The following is a 17886-nucleotide window of genomic DNA, read 5'->3' as shown; positions in this document are numbered from 1 at the left end:
GAAACCACCCCCCCCTTGGCCACGTGGTGATGAAACCGCCCCGGCGCCGCAATACGCCAATAAGCCGCCACCACCCCATCCCCCAACCACACCACCCGCAAATCCCGATCCCCCGGCAACATCTCCTGGCAATACAGCACCTCCTGGGTAGCGGCAAACTGCCGCAACTGCCCCGGCGTCTCGATGCGAAACACCCCCTGCCCCATCGACGACCGCACCACCTTGGCCACCAACGGCAACGGCAAGGTATCCAACACCTCCTCAACCGCCCCCGCCGTCGCCGGCAAAATCAAGGTCTGCGGCACATGCACCCCCGCCACCACCTGCAAGGCCCGCGTCTGCTCGATCTTGTCATGCCCGAGATGGTAACTGTTGATACTGGGGAAAAGCCTTTTGCGAAAACCATAATGCAGCGCGTTGACCTGCCAATACTCGGGATACACCACCCACCCGGCGCGACGAACGGTATCCGCCGCCGAGAACATCTCCTCCGGCTTGAGATGAACCAACCCCGGCAACCCCAGCGAACGCAGCGGATTGAAGGAGATATTGCGGGGTGTCGTGTCGGTTATGCCTGACGCCACATCGGTCACGAGTAGTCCGTGTCGATATCGATCTTGGACATGGGCATCGCGCACTCCATGATGATGGTCAAAGCCAACTTCGGAGGCAAAATATCTTTACTCATTTTAAGGATTTCCTGCAACGAAATGCCAAGCAAAAAGGGCACCTGTTCATAGCCTTCACAGAACGGCAGCATGATCGGAAGCAATTTCGGCCAGATGGACTTCACAAAATGAATTGGCAAACCGGCCGGTTTGTGATCTGGCGGCAGCCGTGGAACACCGAAGGCCGGAGTACCGATGGATTCGACCACATGCCTGGCCAGTTCATGGGGATCCGGATACTCCGTACAGCCATACTGGTTTGCCTGGCCACACACCAGCCCATAAACGGAATAGTGATTGGACAGCAACGGAGCGAAGATGGGTTCGCCGGTATAATACTTTCTCCCTTTACTGTCCTCCATGGTGTGAACAGCGTAAAGATGATCCTTGTTCCTGCCCGACAGGTAGTCGACCCTGCCGGCAACCTGACAGGCATACCCCGCCAGAGAACCGAGAATGGCCAACAGCGTTTCGACGTGAACGCCTCGCCCATCCTTGAGTGCCGCCAACAGGTGTTGATTCACCTCTTGCGCCCCGATTGACAGACCGACATACGGATCGACTTTTTTGCGTTCCGCAATGGCGTGCATGAGGCTGTCCCGCATGATCGACTCTGTCCGCGACTCCCCTGAAGGCGGGGCCGATTCCTGTTGACTATTTTTGTCAATGTGTTCGGACATGTTGTTTATCCTGAGCGCGGTAACAGGGTTAAGCAGGCATTACAAGTCCACTTCTCACGGATAGACAAACCGGGCCACCGGAACCAATTCACCCGGACGACGCATGGGAACAGTGTAGGTACGCAGCATTTCGTCCGGAGTGCCCTCCTCGCTGACCACGGAGATGGTGGCCACGGTAACGCTCTTTTCGCCGAATTGCCAGTAGGAGCCCCCGCCGAAGTAGTTGACGTAAACCAGATAGGTACCCGGCATCGGGGCCGGATGAGCGAAAATCTCCGGTCCATAACCCGTGGTCACGTCCACATCCAACGCCCCACCGCTGTTAATAACCCGATGACCGTAGAAACAATGCTCCCCCTTGGGCGTGATGACGTGCAGATCGATATCGGTGGCGTTGCTGTCCCAGGAGAGGACGATGCGCAGACGCGGTCGCAGCTTTTCGTTGTAGGCTTCGTAAAACTGACGCCGCACCACGGCGGATCCGTCCTGGGAACGGATCTCCACCCCGTTGGAACCGGTACCGAAAAAATAGGGCCGGTCGAAGGTCGATATACCGTTCATCAGCAGCGGCATGGGCACCCCGTTGACGATCAGGGTGTGGGGAGACGGAAAAGCCGCAGCAGAGGAACCCGAATTTGTCTTGGGATTTCTCCCGATGACACCCCGGATGCGAGCCGTCTGTTGCAGGCGCTTGTCCTCCTCGTTGGTGGGCTCCTCGGTGTTGACGGTCGAGGCGGGATAACGCACCACCTGGGTGTAGGCCACCTCCTCGCCGGAAGAGTTGCGCCATCCCCCCAAAGGCGCTTCCAGCGTGATGGGACGCGGATAGGCCTGCTCCAGAGCCATGGCGCGCCAGGCATAGGCCTCCCGGAGACAGGCGGTATCGGGACACCGGTCCCGGGATTGCTGCAACCACAGTCGCTGACCTAGCTCCAACCGAGCCCTTTCCCGGTCATCTTGGTTGAGTATTTCCCGCATCCGCTGGTAAAGCGCCGTCAACTCCTCATCGGCCAGAGAGAGGTCGGGCGTGGCGCAAATCCGCTTTTCCACCTCTGTGGAGGCTTTGCCGCAATCGAAAGCGGCTCCCCGGACGCTGCCGGGAATCAGCACGAGCAGCAGCATCAACCACGACGTCATTCTCTTCATGGTTCCTCCTCCCCCAATACCAGCGACCGCGCCGTCCGCTCGATCCAGACCTCGTTGCGCGACACCGGATGGCTGCGGAACACCCGATGCAGATATTCATGGGCCAGGGAGAGACGCTCTTCGTCACTCGGCAGGGGGGGCAGGTGAATGTCCTCCCCGTCGAGATACGGCCCGCCTCCCGTCTCGCGACACACCCGAAGGAAGCCGGAGGGTTCGAAACCCGGTTTTTCCGCCAGGTGACGCACCCACACCGCCTCGCGTGCAGCCAGCCAGGCTTCGGCCCGAAGATCCCGCCGACAGTCCACGGCTTCGGCCCGAGTCGTCAGAACAATCGTTGCGAGCAGCAACGCCGCTCGCTTTTCGCGGCGCTTCACTTCACCACCAGCGGGTCCGGAAGCTCCCCGAAAGCCTGCTCCTCCGGATTGACCATGGAGAAGTACCGCACCGGCGGCAACTGCATGCGGCCTCGCAACGGAAAACGTACCAGATGGCGAAAAGCCTCCACGTTGCCGCTCAACTCCGCCACGGGAACCGCATAACTCCCCTCCCCCGTTTCGGCGCGAGTTTCCGACAACATGACCATCTCGCTGACTCCGTCCACTCCCTGAATCCCCATGCCCCAGGTAAAGGGTTCCAGCTCCGCACCGGTCGGCAGAGCCACCTCCAGCAACCCGAAGCGACGCTTCATCCCACGGGGATCGACAACCACTTCATCAAGATAGAGCGCGGTGGGATCCAACGCCTCTCCGGGCGCGACCCGTTTGGCCTGGAAAAGGTTTTCGATCTGTATTGTATTCTCATAGTAATTCCGTTCCGGTATGTCTTTGACCGGCGTCAGGCGATAGAGCCGTCGCCGCAACCCCATATCGACGCGACTTTTCGCCTCCACAGGGCTTTCGTAAGTGAGATGCGCGATCAAGCCGGGAGGGGGATCGGCATTCAACCCCACTACCGGAGCGGCGTCAGCGGTTGCGGGATAACGCCATTCCACCCCGCCCGTAACCGTGGGAACCCGCAACCACGGCGCTTCCGGAGCGAGGTTCCGCTCGTCGACCGCCAGGTCCTCGCCCAGGGCGCGATGCACGAAAATCAGGGCCAACGCCCGATCCAGGGTGGGCGACTGAAGCGACAGCTCCGTCAGAACCGCCGCCGCCTCCGAAGCGTCGGCCTTCCATTGTGCCCCCCGCGCCCGATGCATCAGGCTCAAGGCCTTCGACAGAGTATCCGTTCGGGCCGCCATGCGCTCCGCAGCCTTACGAACCGCCTCCGGGAACTCGTCTGAAGAGGAGGTCTCTTTTGAATTCGATAACCCGTCCAGAAGCAGCAGGGCCATGTCTCGCCCCTGCAACGAAAGGGGAGCATACAATATCCGGCTGGCCAGGGGAGGCGTTTCACCCTCCGGGGGAATCGTCTCATTGAACAGCGTTTCCACCACCCCCTTGGCCAGGCTGATGACCGGCAGTTTCATCTCCTTCGCTAACCACAAGGTGAGGGCGCGCAACAGAACCGGTTGTTCGGCGTGTCTGTGCTGATAGATCGCCATCAGTCTCATCCAATGCTCCTCCGGGGCCTCCAGACCCAGAGCCGTCAGGGCCAGATAGTCGGCGAAGTAAGCATAAGCGGTGAAGAAGAGATCTCCCTTGGTCTGATCACCCCACCAAGTGAATTCGGCCTCCGGCCCCGCCATCTGCGCCAGACGGAAACGCTGGTTGGCCAGGCGATCCCGCAGCCGGGTCAACAGGGCCGGATCCAGGGAGCGGTGACGCAACGCGCCGTAGGCCAGCGCCAGGGGGATCAAACGGGAAGCGGTCTGTTCCGCGCAGCCATAAGGGTATTCCAGCAGCCCCGCGGCCACCCGCTGGAACTGGGAATCCATCCCCCTGCCCAACATGATCCGCACCTTTCGGGCCTCCGGCGGCAGTTCCAGCGGAGTGACGCGGGAGGTCAACGGCACGGTTTTCTCCACGGTTTCGCTCCAGGCGGGAACCACCACGGAAATGGGGGTCTCCAGCCGGTCCACCACCTGGCCGTCGATGGACAGGAGACTCGTCACCACCCGATCGGACTCCGCTTTCAGCGGCACGGTGAGATGGTTGATGCCCGGTTGCAACATCACCTCCAACGGCGGATTCTCCCCGAAGGTCAAACTTGCCCGCTTCGACTCCGAGGCCCTGTTGAAGGCCAGAAGCACGGTTTCGACCTCATCCCCCCGGCGGAAACGGTCGGGACCGCTCCATTTGAGATAGGCCGGTTTTTCCGACACCAGATGGGTGACCTCCTGCCCCATCTCCCCGACCGGGGTGGTGGCCCGGGCCGTGATGCGCCACCGCGTCAGGGAGTCGGGCATGACGAAGGAGAACCGACCCCAACCCCGGGCATCGGTTTTGAGACGGGGAAACCACGCCGCCGTATCGATGTTCTCCCGGCGCGGGCGTTCCAACAGCTTGACCGGCCGGTTGAAGCGAACCGGTGACTCCTGGTCCGGAGAGGAGATGGCGTGATCGTAAGCGTGAAAGTTGAGGCTGGAGAGGGTGCGCACCTGATTGCGCCGCCAATGGCCGAAAAAGTCCCGAATATCCGGGGCCAGCTCCGGCTGCAACACGTAAACCATCTCGTCCACCACGCCGATGGCCAGATTGGCCGCCACCGGACGGTTTGCCACCGAGGTTTGCAGTGTCACCGTCACCTCTTCCCCCGGACCATAGACCGCTTTGTCCGGCGTCATGACAATGGCGATGGGGGCCTTTTCCACCCGAATGCCCTTGTTGCGGAAGTCGTAGCGCCCCTCCCGAAGCAGCGCCACGGACAGGGTGACGTTGGGCTGAAACACCTCGGTGACGGGAATCTCCGCCTCCCACTGGTTGGGACCGCGGGCTTTCAGGCGCAACCAGTCCGCCTTGCCGGAGAGCAGGGCGTGGTGATGCACCCGGTCCCGCTCCAGGGTGAGCAGCGCCTCCTGCACCGGCCCGGCAAACGTGATCAGGGCATGCACCGTGTCGCCGGGACGGTAGAGATCCTTGTCCAGCACGATGGAGAGCCCCTCCTCAACGCTTTTCATGCCCTCTCCCGCCACCCAGTGGGACAAGCTTCCCAGGGTGCGCTTCTGCCCGTCGCGCACCTCCACCTGGTAGGAGCCGGGTTTGTCGAAGACAACGGAAAAGCCCTTGCCCTGCACACCTCCCCTGGTCTCGGTGCGATCCTCCAGGCGCAGGCTGTTCCACACCAGGGGGCTTTGGCCGGAAGCGGCGGAACCACGCAACGTGAAGCTCACGGTTTCGCCGGGCCGGGTGATGTGGCTGTCGGTTTCGAGGAGCAGTTCCGGGGCGCTGGCCTGCACCAGCAGTTCCCGTATCGCCGAAACCCGGGAGGAGGTACCGTCGGAACCCACCACCCGCAAGGTCAGGCGGCTGGCCCGTTCCACGGCGGGCAGGGTGAAACGCACCGCGCCGAGATCATTGGTGGACAATTTCGCCTGCGTCAACTTCACGGGGAAACGTCCCCGCTCGCGGTGTTCGTAATCGGACATGGCCAGGGTTTGAGAGCGCAGGCTCAACTCCAGAGAGAGCCCGACCACCGGCTGACCGCCGGGATAGTAGGCTCGTATCGTCCCGGTAACGGGCTGACCGGTGGTGTAGCTCGTGTTGTCGAAGGCCACATCGAGGTCGTAATGGGGTTTGGCGTAACGCGCCACCCGGAAAGAGGCGGCGTAGGGCTCCCCCTGATAGGTCAGACGCATGGTGTAACCGCCGGGCGGGGCCTGATCCGGGAGTTGAAAGCTGCCGTCGCCCCCCTCCTCCGCGTCCAGATGAAAGGTGGTGGTGGTCACCGGCGCACCCGAGGAGTCCAACGCCGTCAGCCGGATGGGACCGGATTTGAGCCGTTCCGAGGTTTGCGCATCGTGATAATGGCGGCCCACCAGCTTGAAGCGCACCGTGTCACCGGGCCGGTAAAGGGAACGGTCGGTGAAGGCGTAGAGCTTGGCGTTGTGGATTTCGCTGTCGTAATAGAAATTTTCCGAAACGAAGATCCCGCCCTCCCGATCCTGGGCGATGAGATAGGAACGCTCCGAACCGGGATGGTCGAAAACGGTGGTGCCGTCGGCGGCGGTGACGCCGCTTTGCAGGATTCCGGCACCGTCGGTGAGCAGCAACCGGGCTCCTTCGACGGGCGTGCCGTACTGTTTGGCGGCGGTCCAGACGAACAACTGCCGTCCCGAGGTTTTGGTGATGGCCGCCGTGTTGGAAACAAACACCATCGTTATGGCGCGAAACCGCCCTTGCCATCCCTCCACCAGATAGAGCCCCGGTTTCAGCGGACCCAGCGGCAGGAGGACGTTGCCCTTGCGATGGCGATAAAAGTTACTGCTGGAACCCTCCATGCGGGTGTCGTCGTCGGACACGGGCGGTTTGGCGGCCCACAAGGGGTAACGAAACCGGCTGATCAGGGGAAAATCGCTCAGCGGAAGGTATTGGGGATTATCCTCGAAGGTGGCGCGCCCGGCATGGGCCGGTGGTTCCTTGAAAAGCGGTTCCTGGGCCACCGCCTTGGCGCGGGCCTGCTCCGAAAACAGGCGCTGCCAGCCCAACCGGGACTTTTTATACCAGACGTCCCACACCTGGTTCATGGCATTGTACAGCCCCTCGCCCTCGTAACGACCGGGAATCCGCACCCGGTGCAGGTTGGGCTGTTTGCGCAGAAACTCCAACGGCTCGGGAACGCGGTAAACCAGGATATCGATGCCGGAATATTCATCCGAGGGATACGACGTCCCCTCCAGACGAATGACCACATTCTCATCGCCGGAAAATCCGGAATCGGTCATCAGGAAGAAGGGATGACCACTCGCCACACGATAGCGGCTCTCCGGGATCTCCCGTAATCCGTACTCGTCGGCGGATGGTCCAGCCGGGAGGAGCAGGATCAGAAAGGCAGAAAGGAGAAGCGATAGACGCCCAAAAAGTTGGAATTTTCCTTGCGGGGTTGCCACCGTGAATCCTTCCAGTTGAGTAATTTCTCCAGGGAAACGGCGCGTAATCCGTTATCTCCGGGGCCGGTGACTCCCCGATGGTAGGCGACGCCGTCGCCGGTCCAGATCATCAGGTGCTGGTCGTCGCCCTGATCGAAGAAAAGCAGATCACCGGGCGCGGCCTGTAGCGGATCCCGGCTGATGAAGACGGTATTTTCCTGCACCAGCCCCAGCGCGCTCACATAAGCGGCCACGTCGCCCTCGGGGGTTTTCCACCGGTTGCGCAGGCGTTGCTGTGCGGGGGAAAGCACCAGTTCCGGCGGGGTGGGACCGGGGCTCAGGCCGCTGGCGCGTCGCCACGCGGCATCGTGGGACCGCAAGGTTTCGTTGACCGCGAAACGCACCAGACTGGCGCAATCCCGATCCACCCACCGGGGCGAAGGCCCACCCCGCAACACCTCCCCGACGATGCGCAGAAACCAGGATCGGAATACGGCCCCCTGCCGGAAATCCAATTTTGCGCCCGTCTCCTCCGCAGCGGGAGGGGCCTGGTCCGGCGCATCCGCCAGGACCGCGCTCACCAGCGACAGCGACAGCAGCGCAATCAGGGCGTGTCGGAACGGGCGCGCCACGTCAGCGGCTCCCAGACCCCGGCCTGACGGGGCGTCTCCAGATCCTGCGCCGGGCGGGAGGCGACCTTGTCCAGCAACGGCATGAAACGCTTTTTCACGCTCTGGTGAAAGACCGGCTCCCTCTCCGACGGCAGGCCCTCTTCGAGGGACTGCCGCAGCAGCCTGGCCAGAGGCCTGGGAGCAAGGGTCACGCTGAGGGACTCGCCACCCCGCGTCAGGCTTTCGGCAAGGGAGGGATAGCTCCTGCTCAGCACCCCCAGGGCGCGTTCGGCCAGGGTTTGATCGGGTGTCAGGATCAGGGTGTCGCGGCAGAGGGCGAATACCATGGAAAAATAGCGTTTGGAACGCATCGCCTCGGCGTAAGGGCTTTGCTTGGCATCCAGAGGGGCATAAGCCGAGCTGACATGGCGTCGCCAGATGTGCCCCCCTTCGCAGGCGCTCTCCTCCACCGGCAGGGGATTGCGCACCTTCGGAGCGGCGACTTTCCGCACCCCTTGCGGCGGGAGCGCATTCTCCCCCTCGCTTTGGGGGAGCCGTTCCCGGGTACCGATATTCTCTTCGAACAGGCTTGCCAGCAGCGGTCGCCAGCTCTCCCGCCCCTTCTCCACGGGCAGCACGGCCAGCGGGGTGTGCAGTTGGGAGTCGCCGTACCAGCAGAGCGCCGCCGGCGGGCGCAGGCGCTGCACCAGTTCGGGCAGCAGCGGATCATCCTTCAGTTGCCGGAGGAAATTCAGCAGCCGGGGTTTGTCCACCGGCAGGGCGAGACACAGCGCGGGACCGGTGGGAACGCGCTGCCACAACGAACCGGGCAATGGCGTGGCGGCATTGCTGAGAATGGCGGTACTCCAGCCCTTGTCGGCCTGATAGTCGAAGCGCAACGTTTCCAGCGCCGGGAAAAAGTGCTGGTAGCCGAAAGAGATGTAGGAGGCGCGGGCGGCGATGCGATGTTGTCCCGTCAGCGGGGGCAAACGTAGCGACACCCCCAACGCATCCGTCCCCGCACTGCGGAAGAAGTGACGGATGGCTTCCAACCGCTTCCCCCCCTGGGGGTTGAAGAGGGCGGGATCGGTGTAAATGGCCAGTTGATCGCCGTATACCGCGAAATAGAGGTGGCGTTTGGGGACATGTTCAATGCGCCACACCGTGAAGCTGGTGCCGTCGGCGAGATCGATGCGCCCGTTTTGGAACAACTGGGAGTCGTTCTCGGCCAGCCAGGAGAGGGCGTCGATAAAGCGCAGCAGCCCCTGTTTGGGCAGCAGCATCAGGTAGTCTTTGAGTTTACCGTCCGGGCTTTTCCAGAAGGCGATTTGTGCCGGGGTGTTGAGTACGGTCGCGACGATCTCGTCCCCCACCCCCATGTGTTTTTCGTAGGCCAGGCGGCGGAAGGTTCCTTCCAGGCTCAAGCGGTTTTCGTTCTGTTCGTAATAGAAGACGAACTCTTCGGTGAGCAGCTCGCCGAGGAGGGGAATGGCCAGCAGATCCTTGGGGAGTTTGGAGAGCGCGCGACTCTGGATGACCACATCGGGCTGGAACAGCCGATCTTGCGGCAGGGGCTGGGGCGGTGGCGCGGGGGGCAGGGAGGGCCCACGGGAAGCGGCCACCCACGCCGCCACGGCAACCACCGGCAGCAACACCGCCATCCACCCTTGGCGTGAAGAGAAGGTAATCACCTCAAAACGACTCCCGCTCCGCGCTGGGGGCCAAAAAATCGCTGTTGAAATCCTGCTGTGCGCTATGGGAAAGAGCATAATTCATCCTTCACCCTCCGTCAATTGACCACAATTTGTCCGCCCGAAACCTTGGACAACCACGGCAGTGATGGATTATTCCTGCTGGAGACGGGGGAAGCCGTTCGGTTACCAGGCTTGCGGAGAGGCCAAGGAGGCGAGATCGACCTTCTGGACGTCTCCCCCCTCTTCGACGGGGTTTAGAACCTGTTCCAGCGGCTTTCAGACCAAGTGCGGCGAATTCGAAAAGCGGAGCCTATTCAGGGATGAGTGAGCATTTTGCAAATCGTTGCATGGACGCATCATCGCTGATGGGGCACCCGGCGCCGCAAGCGGTGGAACCCGAAGTCCAGGATACGGAAGACATCCAGCGAATTTTTGTGTATGGTGATGATGGCCTGCCAAGGCGTTGTTCGATCCGGATGGATCCGCGAATCCTGGAGGAATTCCCATGTTACCCCGCTACGAAGCCATTTACGACCATGGCCGCTTGACCTGGATCGGCGAAGCTCCCGGTCCGGTACGTACCCGGGTGATCGTCACGCCGGTGAGTGAACCTGACACCGGGGAATCGACCGAGGCCCAGGTTCCCAACGGAAATCGGCTGGCGGCCATTCTGAGCAAAATGGCGGAAACCAACATCGCCGAAGCCTTCGGCGATCCCATGGAGTGGCAAAGGAGCATCCGCAAAGACGAAAAACCCTGAAACTAACCCAGGGAATACGGAAATGGCTGCACAGCCTGTTTCAGACATCGTGCAATCCTACCTCCGCGTGCTGCGGCAGGAGGGCATGCCCGTCGATTTTGCCGTGCTGTTCGGTTCCCAGGCTCGCGGAGAAGCCACCGAATGGAGCGACATCGACCTTCTGGTCGTCTCCCCCCTCTTCGACGGGGTCAAAACACGGGACGATATCGACCTCCTGTGGACAGCCACCTCGCGGGCCGATGTGCGCATCGAACCGGTCCCCGTCGGCACCCGGCAATGGCTGGAAGATGAAACCACCCCCCTTATCGAAGAGGCCCGCCGCGATGGGCAAATCATCCGGTTGGCCGAATCGGATAATCTCGCGGCTTGACCCGGCCTTGGGCGGACCAATAACACGACGCAGTCCGGCACCCCCCTTGTAGCAAGACGACTCGCTCTCAAACAAACCTTCTGAAAGGCGAAGAGTCGCTCATTTTTCACTTGACTTGAAAATTCAGGCTGTATACCGTCTAAATGTTTTCCAAGGAGACGATTGTCCGGGGCGAATGCGTGAACATGGCTGTTTTGCGGCATCCTTGGCTGAAGGCAAGCATCCAGGAGATAACCATGTTGGTTTCACTCTTCACACGGGAAGTTCTCACAGAATATTCCCCCGCGAGGGTTGTCGGGTTGGTGTGTCAAAAAGGTGAACCGGCAGGCTGCGGAAAAATTCTTCTGCGCCAACTCCATCGCCGTTTCGGCAAATAGCTGGATTGGGAGCTTGTCAAAATCAATGCTGCCAAAATAGATATCTGTAACGTTTACAGCCTCGCATTCTTGATGCAATATACCCAAGTGAAGTTATAATCATGAGTCTGCAAGCTTATTCGCAAAGAAAGGGCAATTCGCCTGAATTCAACTTTTTTACAATGTATCGGCAAGCTGAAATGTGGGCATATCAAAATACCTTTCAATTTATGCCAGGAGAAAATAAATGAATAGCCAGTATGTACTTGCCACCATTTCAGCAATTCCAGGCATTGCCAGTTTACTGACAAACCTGATCACAAGAACGGGAATGCCCAGATGGGTAAATGCTGCAGGTCTGTTAGTAACTGCACTAGGATTTACCTGGTTAATTTTACTATCATCATCAGTTTCGATATCTAACTATAATAGTGGTACAGTTATTTCCGACTGCAGCAATAAAACAACAAGCGAGCAGATTATTATTAATCCAGTACGTGTATTTGTTCCTTCGCAAATGGACGTTAATGGGAAATATGTTACCTTATTCGCCAAAGTTGCTGGTGGCACCGAGTGGTGGGCTACAAGCAACTCGATTGAATCGAGAGCTCTCGAGTCTAAAGCACTTGGCAGTGAAGGGGTGTTTGGGTTTGTTACTGTTGGAACAAAAAATGATGGCAATTCAGATTATGTTATTGCTGCAGGATTAACAAACAAACAGCACAGATCTGGGGATGTATATAGTATTCTTCCTGCGGACATGAGTGGAGTATCAACAATAAACATAGTAAAGCGCTGTAGCTAGCAATAATAACGTTTTCTGCTACTCATTAAATTCCACCACCAAAGCTTTGGAGTATTGTGGTCATTTCAATCAATAAACTCCCCGAAGGCCTCTACCTGGCCACCTCGGACGATGTCCAAGGGCTCGTCGCCCAGGGAAGAACCCTGGACGAAACCCTGGAAATCGCCCGCGATGTCACCCGGAGACTCCTGGAAGCACAGCGCACAAATCGGCTTGTCGCGCCACAAGTCGGGTGATCAGGGGTTTGGGATGGAATTTTATTTATATTATATACAAGATCGAAAAATATTATATAACGGAAAAAGTCAAAGGATAGAACATTTTCTTTTTTTGATACTTAAAGGATAGCATATTGAAAGTCAAAGGATTCAGCCCCGCAGGGTCAGATCCATGCGCTCCAACTCCTTCAGCCGGTCCCGCAGCTTCGCCGCCTCCTCGAACTCCAAGCGCTTGGCCGCCTCCCGCATGCTCTTCTCCAATACCTTCATCTGCCGCGACCTCTCCTGCGCCGACATCTTCATGTACGGCTCCTCCTCCTCCGCTACCATCAACGGAACCGTCACCGCATCCTGTGCATAAAAACCACCCGGTATATCCGCCACCGCACGCTGCACCGAACGCGGCACAATGCCGTTCTCCTCGTTGTACCGCGCCTGCAAAGCCCGACGCCGATCCGTCTCCGCCAAGGCCCGCGCCAACGAACCCGTCATGCGGTCGGCATACAATATCACCCGCCCCTCCACATTGCGCGCCGCACGCCCGATGGTCTGAATCAACGCCGTGTCCGAACGCAGAAATCCCTCCTTGTCCGCATCCAGAATGGCCACCAAACCCACCTCCGGTATGTCCAAACCCTCCCGCAACAGGTTGATGCCCACCAGAACATCAAACTCCCCCAACCGCAAACTGCGAATGATCTCCAAGCGCTGCAACGTATCCACATCGGAATGCAGATAACGCACCCGAACCCCCGCCTCCTCCAGATACCCGGTCAAATCCTCCGCCATGCGCTTGGTCAGCGTGGTCACCAAGACCCGATGCCCGGCCCGCGCCACCTGCCGGATCTCATTCAACAGATCGTCCACCTGCGAGGCCACCGGACGCACCTCGCACGGCGGATCCATCAACCCCGTGGGCCGGATGATCTGCTCCACCACCTGACCCCGACTCCTCTCGATCTCCAACGCCGCCGGCGTCGCCGAAACATAGAGGGTGTGGGGACGCATCGCCTCGAACTCCTCGAAGGTCAACGGCCGGTTGTCCAACGCCGAAGGCAGCCGGAAACCGTACTCCACCAGCGTCTCCTTGCGCGAGCGATCCCCCCGGTACATGCCCCGTACCTGGGGCAGGGTGACATGACTCTCGTCCACGAACAACAAGGCATCCTTCGGCAAATACTCGAACAGCGTCGGCGGCGGCTGACCCGCCGCCCGCCCGGTCAACCAGCGGCTGTAATTCTCGATGCCGGTGCAGTAACCCAACTCCTGCATCATCTCCAGATCCATGAGGGTGCGCTGTTCCAGCCGTTGCGCCTCCAGCAGACGGTTCTCCCGGCGAAACACCTCCAGCCGCGCCTTCAACTCCGCCTTGATGCCCTCGATGGCCCCCAGCAGCGTGGATCGCCGCGTGACGTAATGGCTGGCCGGAAACAACGTCATGCGCTCCAGCTCCCCCATGGTTTTGCCGGTGAGGGGGTCGATCTCGCGAATGCGGTCCACCGTCTCGCCGAACAGCTCCACCCGCAAGGCGCGGTTCTCCTCGTGAGCCGGGAAGATCTCCACCGTGTCGCCCCGCACCCGGAACGTACCCCGCTGAAAATCGATGTCGTTGCGGGCGTATTGCATCTCCACCAGCTTGCGCAGCAACTTGCGCTGATCCCACTCCTCCCCGGTCTGCAGCCGGAAGGCCATCTCGTTGTACTCCTCCGGCGAACCCAAACCGTAGATGCAGGAGACCGAGGCCACGATGATCACATCCCGCCGCGTCATCAGGGCGCAGGTGGCGGCGTGACGCAGCCGGTCGATCTGCTCGTTGATGGCCGAGTCCTTTTCGATGTAGGTGTCGGTGCGGGGTACGTAGGCTTCCGGCTGGTAATAGTCGTAGTAGGAGACGAAATATTCCACCGCGTTGCGGGGGAAAAAGGACTTCATCTCGCCGTAAAGCTGCCCGGCCAGGGTCTTGTTGTGGGCCAGAATCAGCGCGGGACGCTGCAGGTGTTGAATGACCCGGGCCATGGTGAAGGTCTTGCCGGAACCGGTGACTCCCAGCAATGTCTGATCGTGGCGACCCTGACGCAGGCCGGCGACAATCTCCCCGATGGCCCGTGGCTGATCGCCGCAGGGTTCGAAGGCCGATTCGATGCAAAATTCCATGGTCTGAACGCTTTCAACCGAACAGGGTTTTGTGCTACTTTTGCGATGCAATATAGCCGTTCCGCCGCAGCTTTGCATCGTGCGGGGATCCGGAGGCGATGAGCGCCATCCCCCCATGCGAAGGAGACCACCCAACCGCCTGCCCCCGGAGGTTCCGAACGATGTCCCTTTTGTCGCGTCGCATTCAGCAAGTCAAGCCTTCCGCCACCCTGGCCGTGGCTGCCAAAGCCAAGGAGCTTCAGGCCCAGGGACGCGATGTGGTCAATCTCGGCACCGGCGAGCCCGATTTCGACACACCCAAACACATCAAGAAGGCCGCCATCAAGGCGCTGCGGCAGGGATTCACCAAGTATACCGCCGTCGGGGGCATTCCCGAACTGAAAGAGGCCCTGGTGGCCAAATTCCGCAAGGATTCGGGCCTGGAATACAAAACCAATGAGGTGATCGTCACCGTGGGCGGCAAGCAGGCCTTCTACAATCTGGCCCAGGCCACCCTCGATCCGGGTGACGAGGTGATCATTCCCGCTCCCTACTGGGTCTCCTATCCCGACATGGTGCTGCTGGCCGAAGGGGTGCCCGTCATCGTGGAGACCACCGAGGAGCAGGGTTTCCTGATGACGCCCGAGCAACTGGAAGCCGCCATCACCCCCAAAACCCGTTTCGTGGTCATCAACTCCCCCTCCAATCCCACCGGGGCGGCCTACTCCGCCGAGGCCCTCAAGGCCCTTGCCGAGGTGCTGGAGCGGCATCCCCACGTCTGGGTGATCTCCGACGACATCTACGAAAAGATCACCTTCGGCGATTTCACCTTCGTCAACCTGCCCCAGGTGGCGCCGAATCTCTTCGAACGCACCGTCATTCTCAACGGTCTCTCCAAGGCCTATTCCATGACCGGCTGGCGTCTCGGCTACGCGGCGGGACCGGCGGCGGTGATCAAGGCCATGGACACCATTCAGTCCCAAAGCACCTCCAACGCCGCCTCCTTCGCCCAGAAGGCGGCGGTTGCGGCCCTGACCGGCAGTCAGAAGTGCATCAAACCCATGGTGAAGGCTTTCCTGCGGCGTCGCGACTTCGTGGTGGGGCGTTTCAACGCCATGCCCGGCATGAGCTGCCGTTCTCCCGAAGGGGCCTTTTACGCCTATCCCAACGTCGCCGGTCTGATGGGTTGCACCACTCCCGCCGGAGCGCCCCTGACCAACAGTCTGGAGCTGGCCAACTTCCTCTTGGAGTCCCAGGGGGTGGCGGTGGTTCCGGGATTGGCGTTCGGCAAGGATCCCTACTTCCGCATCTCCTTCGCCACCGCCGACAGTGAGCTGCAAAAGGCCATGGATCGCATTCAGATCGTGGCCGAGATCCTCTCCGCCTCCAAATGACGCCGACGGCGTTTCAGGTGGGGGAAAGGGCTTTCCGGATTCTTCTCCTGCTGCTGCTGGTGGGGGGGCTGGCCATGCGGGTCTGGCTGGCCCAGCCCCCCATCGGTTCCGACGACATCGGCTATCTGCAACGGGCCTTTCCCATCGCCGACGCCGTGGAGAGTCAGGCCCCGGTGCAACACGAGGCCTCTCTGCGTCTGGCCATGACCCTGTTGCAACGTCTGCCCGGCACGCTGCTGGGCAGCGGCTACTCCATCACCTCTTTCTACAGCGCCCTGGCCCTGCAAAGCCTGCTGCTGGCCGGCGGATTCCTGGCCTTCGCCTGGCAGGCCAGCCGTTCCCGGTCCATCGTGCTGCTGGTCATGCTCTTCTGGGCCACCTCCTACGCCGCCATCAGCACCGAAGGCACCCTGACCCCGGACGCCCCCGGCACGGCTCTGGCCCTGCTGGGACTGGCCTGCCTGCTGGCTCACGGCGGCTTTCACGGCGAGGAGGTCTCCGCCCGCAAACCCCTGTATTGGGGGCTGCTCGCCGGGGTGTTGCTTTACGGGGCTTTTTCGGTACGCGGCTCCTTCGCCCCCTTCGTCCTGGCGGGTCTCTTCGCTGCCGCCATGGCCCCCGCCCGGCGGCGTCTGCTGCCGGGTTTGATTCTGGGCCTCTCCCTGGGCCTGCTGCTGGAGGCGGTGACCATCGGGTTTCAGTACGGCAATCCGTTTTTGCGTTTCGATCTGTTGCTGCACTATCGCGGCGGCGGCATCAAGGGCACCGCCCTGGATGTGGAGGATCTCACCGAGGCCGACGCTTCCACCGTGAAGGTGTTGCTGGGGTTGGCGTTGCGTTTTCCCCGCATGTTGATCAACTCCGGCTCCGGGGAGATTTTCCTCTTCGTGCTGGGACTGGGTGGGGCGCTGCTCTGGCTGGGGCGTTGTCGCCGTCCCCTGCCGCGCATCAATCTGCTGCTTCTGGGGCTGGTTTTCGGCAGTCTGGCATTTGCCGTCAAGGGGTTGCATCCGCCGCGCCCTCTGTTGCGGGAGGGCATGCGTTATTATCTGACCGCTGCGCCCCTCTTCTATCTGGCTGCTGCCGAGGGTTTGCTCTTTCTGGTCGAACGGCTGCGTTCCCGGCCCTGGCTGGGACGTGGCGTTCTGCTCGGGGGTTTCGGGCTGGCGTTGTTCAATTTGTGGATCATCTCCCAATCGCCCCATTTGTTGAAGAACGGCAACGACGGCCTCTCTTCCGCCCTGTCGGAGGCGGCGCGGGCCGGAGCGGCAGGTGGGCCGCGTCTTTATTACGGCGACAAGCCGGAGATGGCCCGGCTGTTCCTGGCGGACGACTGGCGTTTGCAGAAGCGTTTTCAGGCCTTTCCCGAGCCGGGTTTTCTGCTGCTCAACTGGCGTTTCCGCAATTTTCTGGCGGGGCAGCGGCAGGAGTCGCATCTATTCACGCTGCAGGGTCTCATTGAAACGCATGCCTTTGTTTATCGGCATCGCAACCGGTATTGGCAGGTGGATCTGTTTCAGGTGGAGCCGCAATCGACGGGGCGTCTGTTGACGCCGGGTCCGGCGTTACACCGTTTCGGGCTTTGGAAAGGCGGGTCGGAGACCCTTCTTTCCGATATGAACCAGCCCGTTCGTTTGGAATCGGGACAGCTTTTGGCCAGTGATGCGGGGGATTGGCAGAGGCCCTCTTCGCCGGGTCGTCCTTTGGCGGCGGGTTTGTGGCAGGTACGCCTGATGGCGCGGGTGATTCGGGGGCAGCCGATGTTGCGCCCGATGCTGTGGGTTTGGAAGACGCCGCAGGAGACGCCGCGCGTGGCGGTGATGGGGGAGAGTGCTGCCGATGGCGACTGGCAGGAGGTGCGGTTGTGGAGCTGGTTGCCCGAGGCGATGGCGGACAGTCGGTTGATTGTGCGTTTGGAGGGGGGTCAAGCGGAGGTTCGGGAGGTTGCGTTACGCCATTTGGGAGCGTTGCCGGGAGACCGGATGCAGCATGCCGGGGGCGAGTGGTTGATTTCGCCGGAAAAGGTTCCGAAGTAATACGGGGGTCCGGGGGGGATTATCCCCCCCGGCGGGGTTCGGGGCAGCG

Annotated in this window: 14 protein-coding genes; 6 read left to right on the top strand and 8 right to left on the bottom strand. The window is 60.8% G+C overall.

Going from position 1 to position 17886, the window contains the following annotated elements; translation table 11 throughout:
* The 7 genes from HQL56_10100 to HQL56_10070 all read right to left on the bottom strand — a co-directional run.
* A partial coding sequence (locus HQL56_10100) for a hypothetical protein (GenBank protein MBF0309869.1) occupies positions 1 to 593 on the bottom strand: 593 nt, incomplete at its 3' end.
* The gene (locus tag HQL56_10095) at positions 590 to 1348 is read right to left on the bottom strand and encodes a hypothetical protein (protein MBF0309868.1); all 759 of its coding nucleotides are present in this window, start codon (positions 1346 to 1348) and stop codon (positions 590 to 592) included. The genes HQL56_10095 and HQL56_10100, both read right to left, overlap by 4 nt.
* A gap of 54 nt (positions 1349 to 1402) precedes the next feature.
* The gene (locus HQL56_10090; protein ID MBF0309867.1) at positions 1403 to 2494 is read right to left on the bottom strand and encodes a DUF2135 domain-containing protein; all 1092 of its coding nucleotides are present in this window, start codon (positions 2492 to 2494) and stop codon (positions 1403 to 1405) included.
* Entirely contained in the window at positions 2491 to 2868 is a 378-nt protein-coding gene (locus HQL56_10085; GenBank protein MBF0309866.1) for a DUF2300 domain-containing protein, read from the bottom strand. Before HQL56_10085 ends, HQL56_10090 begins: the two co-directional genes overlap by 4 nt.
* Entirely contained in the window at positions 2865 to 7343 is a 4479-nt protein-coding gene (locus HQL56_10080; protein MBF0309865.1) for an alpha-2-macroglobulin family protein, read from the bottom strand. The genes HQL56_10085 and HQL56_10080 overlap by 4 nt, the downstream gene beginning before the upstream one ends.
* Before the next feature lie 71 nt (positions 7344 to 7414).
* A complete protein-coding gene (locus HQL56_10075) occupies positions 7415 to 8092 on the bottom strand; it encodes a DUF1175 family protein (protein ID MBF0309864.1) in 678 nt (225 codons plus the stop codon).
* Entirely contained in the window at positions 8065 to 9762 is a 1698-nt protein-coding gene (locus HQL56_10070; GenBank protein ID MBF0309863.1) for a DUF2138 family protein, read from the bottom strand. Before HQL56_10070 ends, HQL56_10075 begins: the two co-directional genes overlap by 28 nt.
* Before the next feature lie 508 nt (positions 9763 to 10270).
* Here HQL56_10070 and HQL56_10065 point away from each other — a divergent pair.
* From HQL56_10065 to HQL56_10050, 4 genes are all read left to right on the top strand, one after another.
* Positions 10271 to 10525, top strand: a complete 255-nt coding sequence (locus HQL56_10065) for a hypothetical protein (protein MBF0309862.1) — start codon at positions 10271 to 10273, stop codon at positions 10523 to 10525.
* Positions 10526 to 10547: 22 nt separating this feature from the next.
* A complete protein-coding gene (locus tag HQL56_10060) occupies positions 10548 to 10895 on the top strand; it encodes a nucleotidyltransferase domain-containing protein (protein ID MBF0309861.1) in 348 nt (115 codons plus the stop codon).
* 603 nt (positions 10896 to 11498) lie between these two features.
* The gene (locus HQL56_10055; protein ID MBF0309860.1) at positions 11499 to 12056 is read left to right on the top strand and encodes a hypothetical protein; all 558 of its coding nucleotides are present in this window, start codon (positions 11499 to 11501) and stop codon (positions 12054 to 12056) included.
* 29 nt (positions 12057 to 12085) lie between these two features.
* A complete protein-coding gene (locus HQL56_10050) occupies positions 12086 to 12292 on the top strand; it encodes a DUF1902 domain-containing protein (protein MBF0309859.1) in 207 nt (68 codons plus the stop codon).
* 132 nt (positions 12293 to 12424) lie between these two features.
* Here HQL56_10050 and uvrB read toward each other — a convergent pair whose 3' ends face one another.
* Positions 12425 to 14428, bottom strand: a complete 2004-nt coding sequence (uvrB, locus tag HQL56_10045; protein MBF0309858.1) for an excinuclease ABC subunit UvrB — start codon at positions 14426 to 14428, stop codon at positions 12425 to 12427.
* A 161-nt stretch (positions 14429 to 14589) separates the two neighbouring features.
* Between uvrB and HQL56_10040 the strand changes: the two genes are divergently transcribed.
* Positions 14590 to 15801 (top strand): pyridoxal phosphate-dependent aminotransferase, encoded by a 1212-nt coding sequence (locus HQL56_10040; GenBank protein ID MBF0309857.1) that lies wholly within the window; start codon positions 14590 to 14592, stop codon positions 15799 to 15801.
* A gap of 17 nt (positions 15802 to 15818) precedes the next feature.
* Entirely contained in the window at positions 15819 to 17837 is a 2019-nt protein-coding gene (locus HQL56_10035) for a hypothetical protein (protein MBF0309856.1), read from the top strand.
* Positions 17838 to 17886: the final 49 nt, after the last annotated feature.

It is taken from the genome of Magnetococcales bacterium (genome assembly GCA_015231925.1).
Taxonomy (GTDB): Bacteria; Pseudomonadota; Magnetococcia; order Magnetococcales; family JADGAQ01; genus JADGAQ01.
This window is presented reverse-complemented; position numbering and strand designations above follow the sequence as displayed.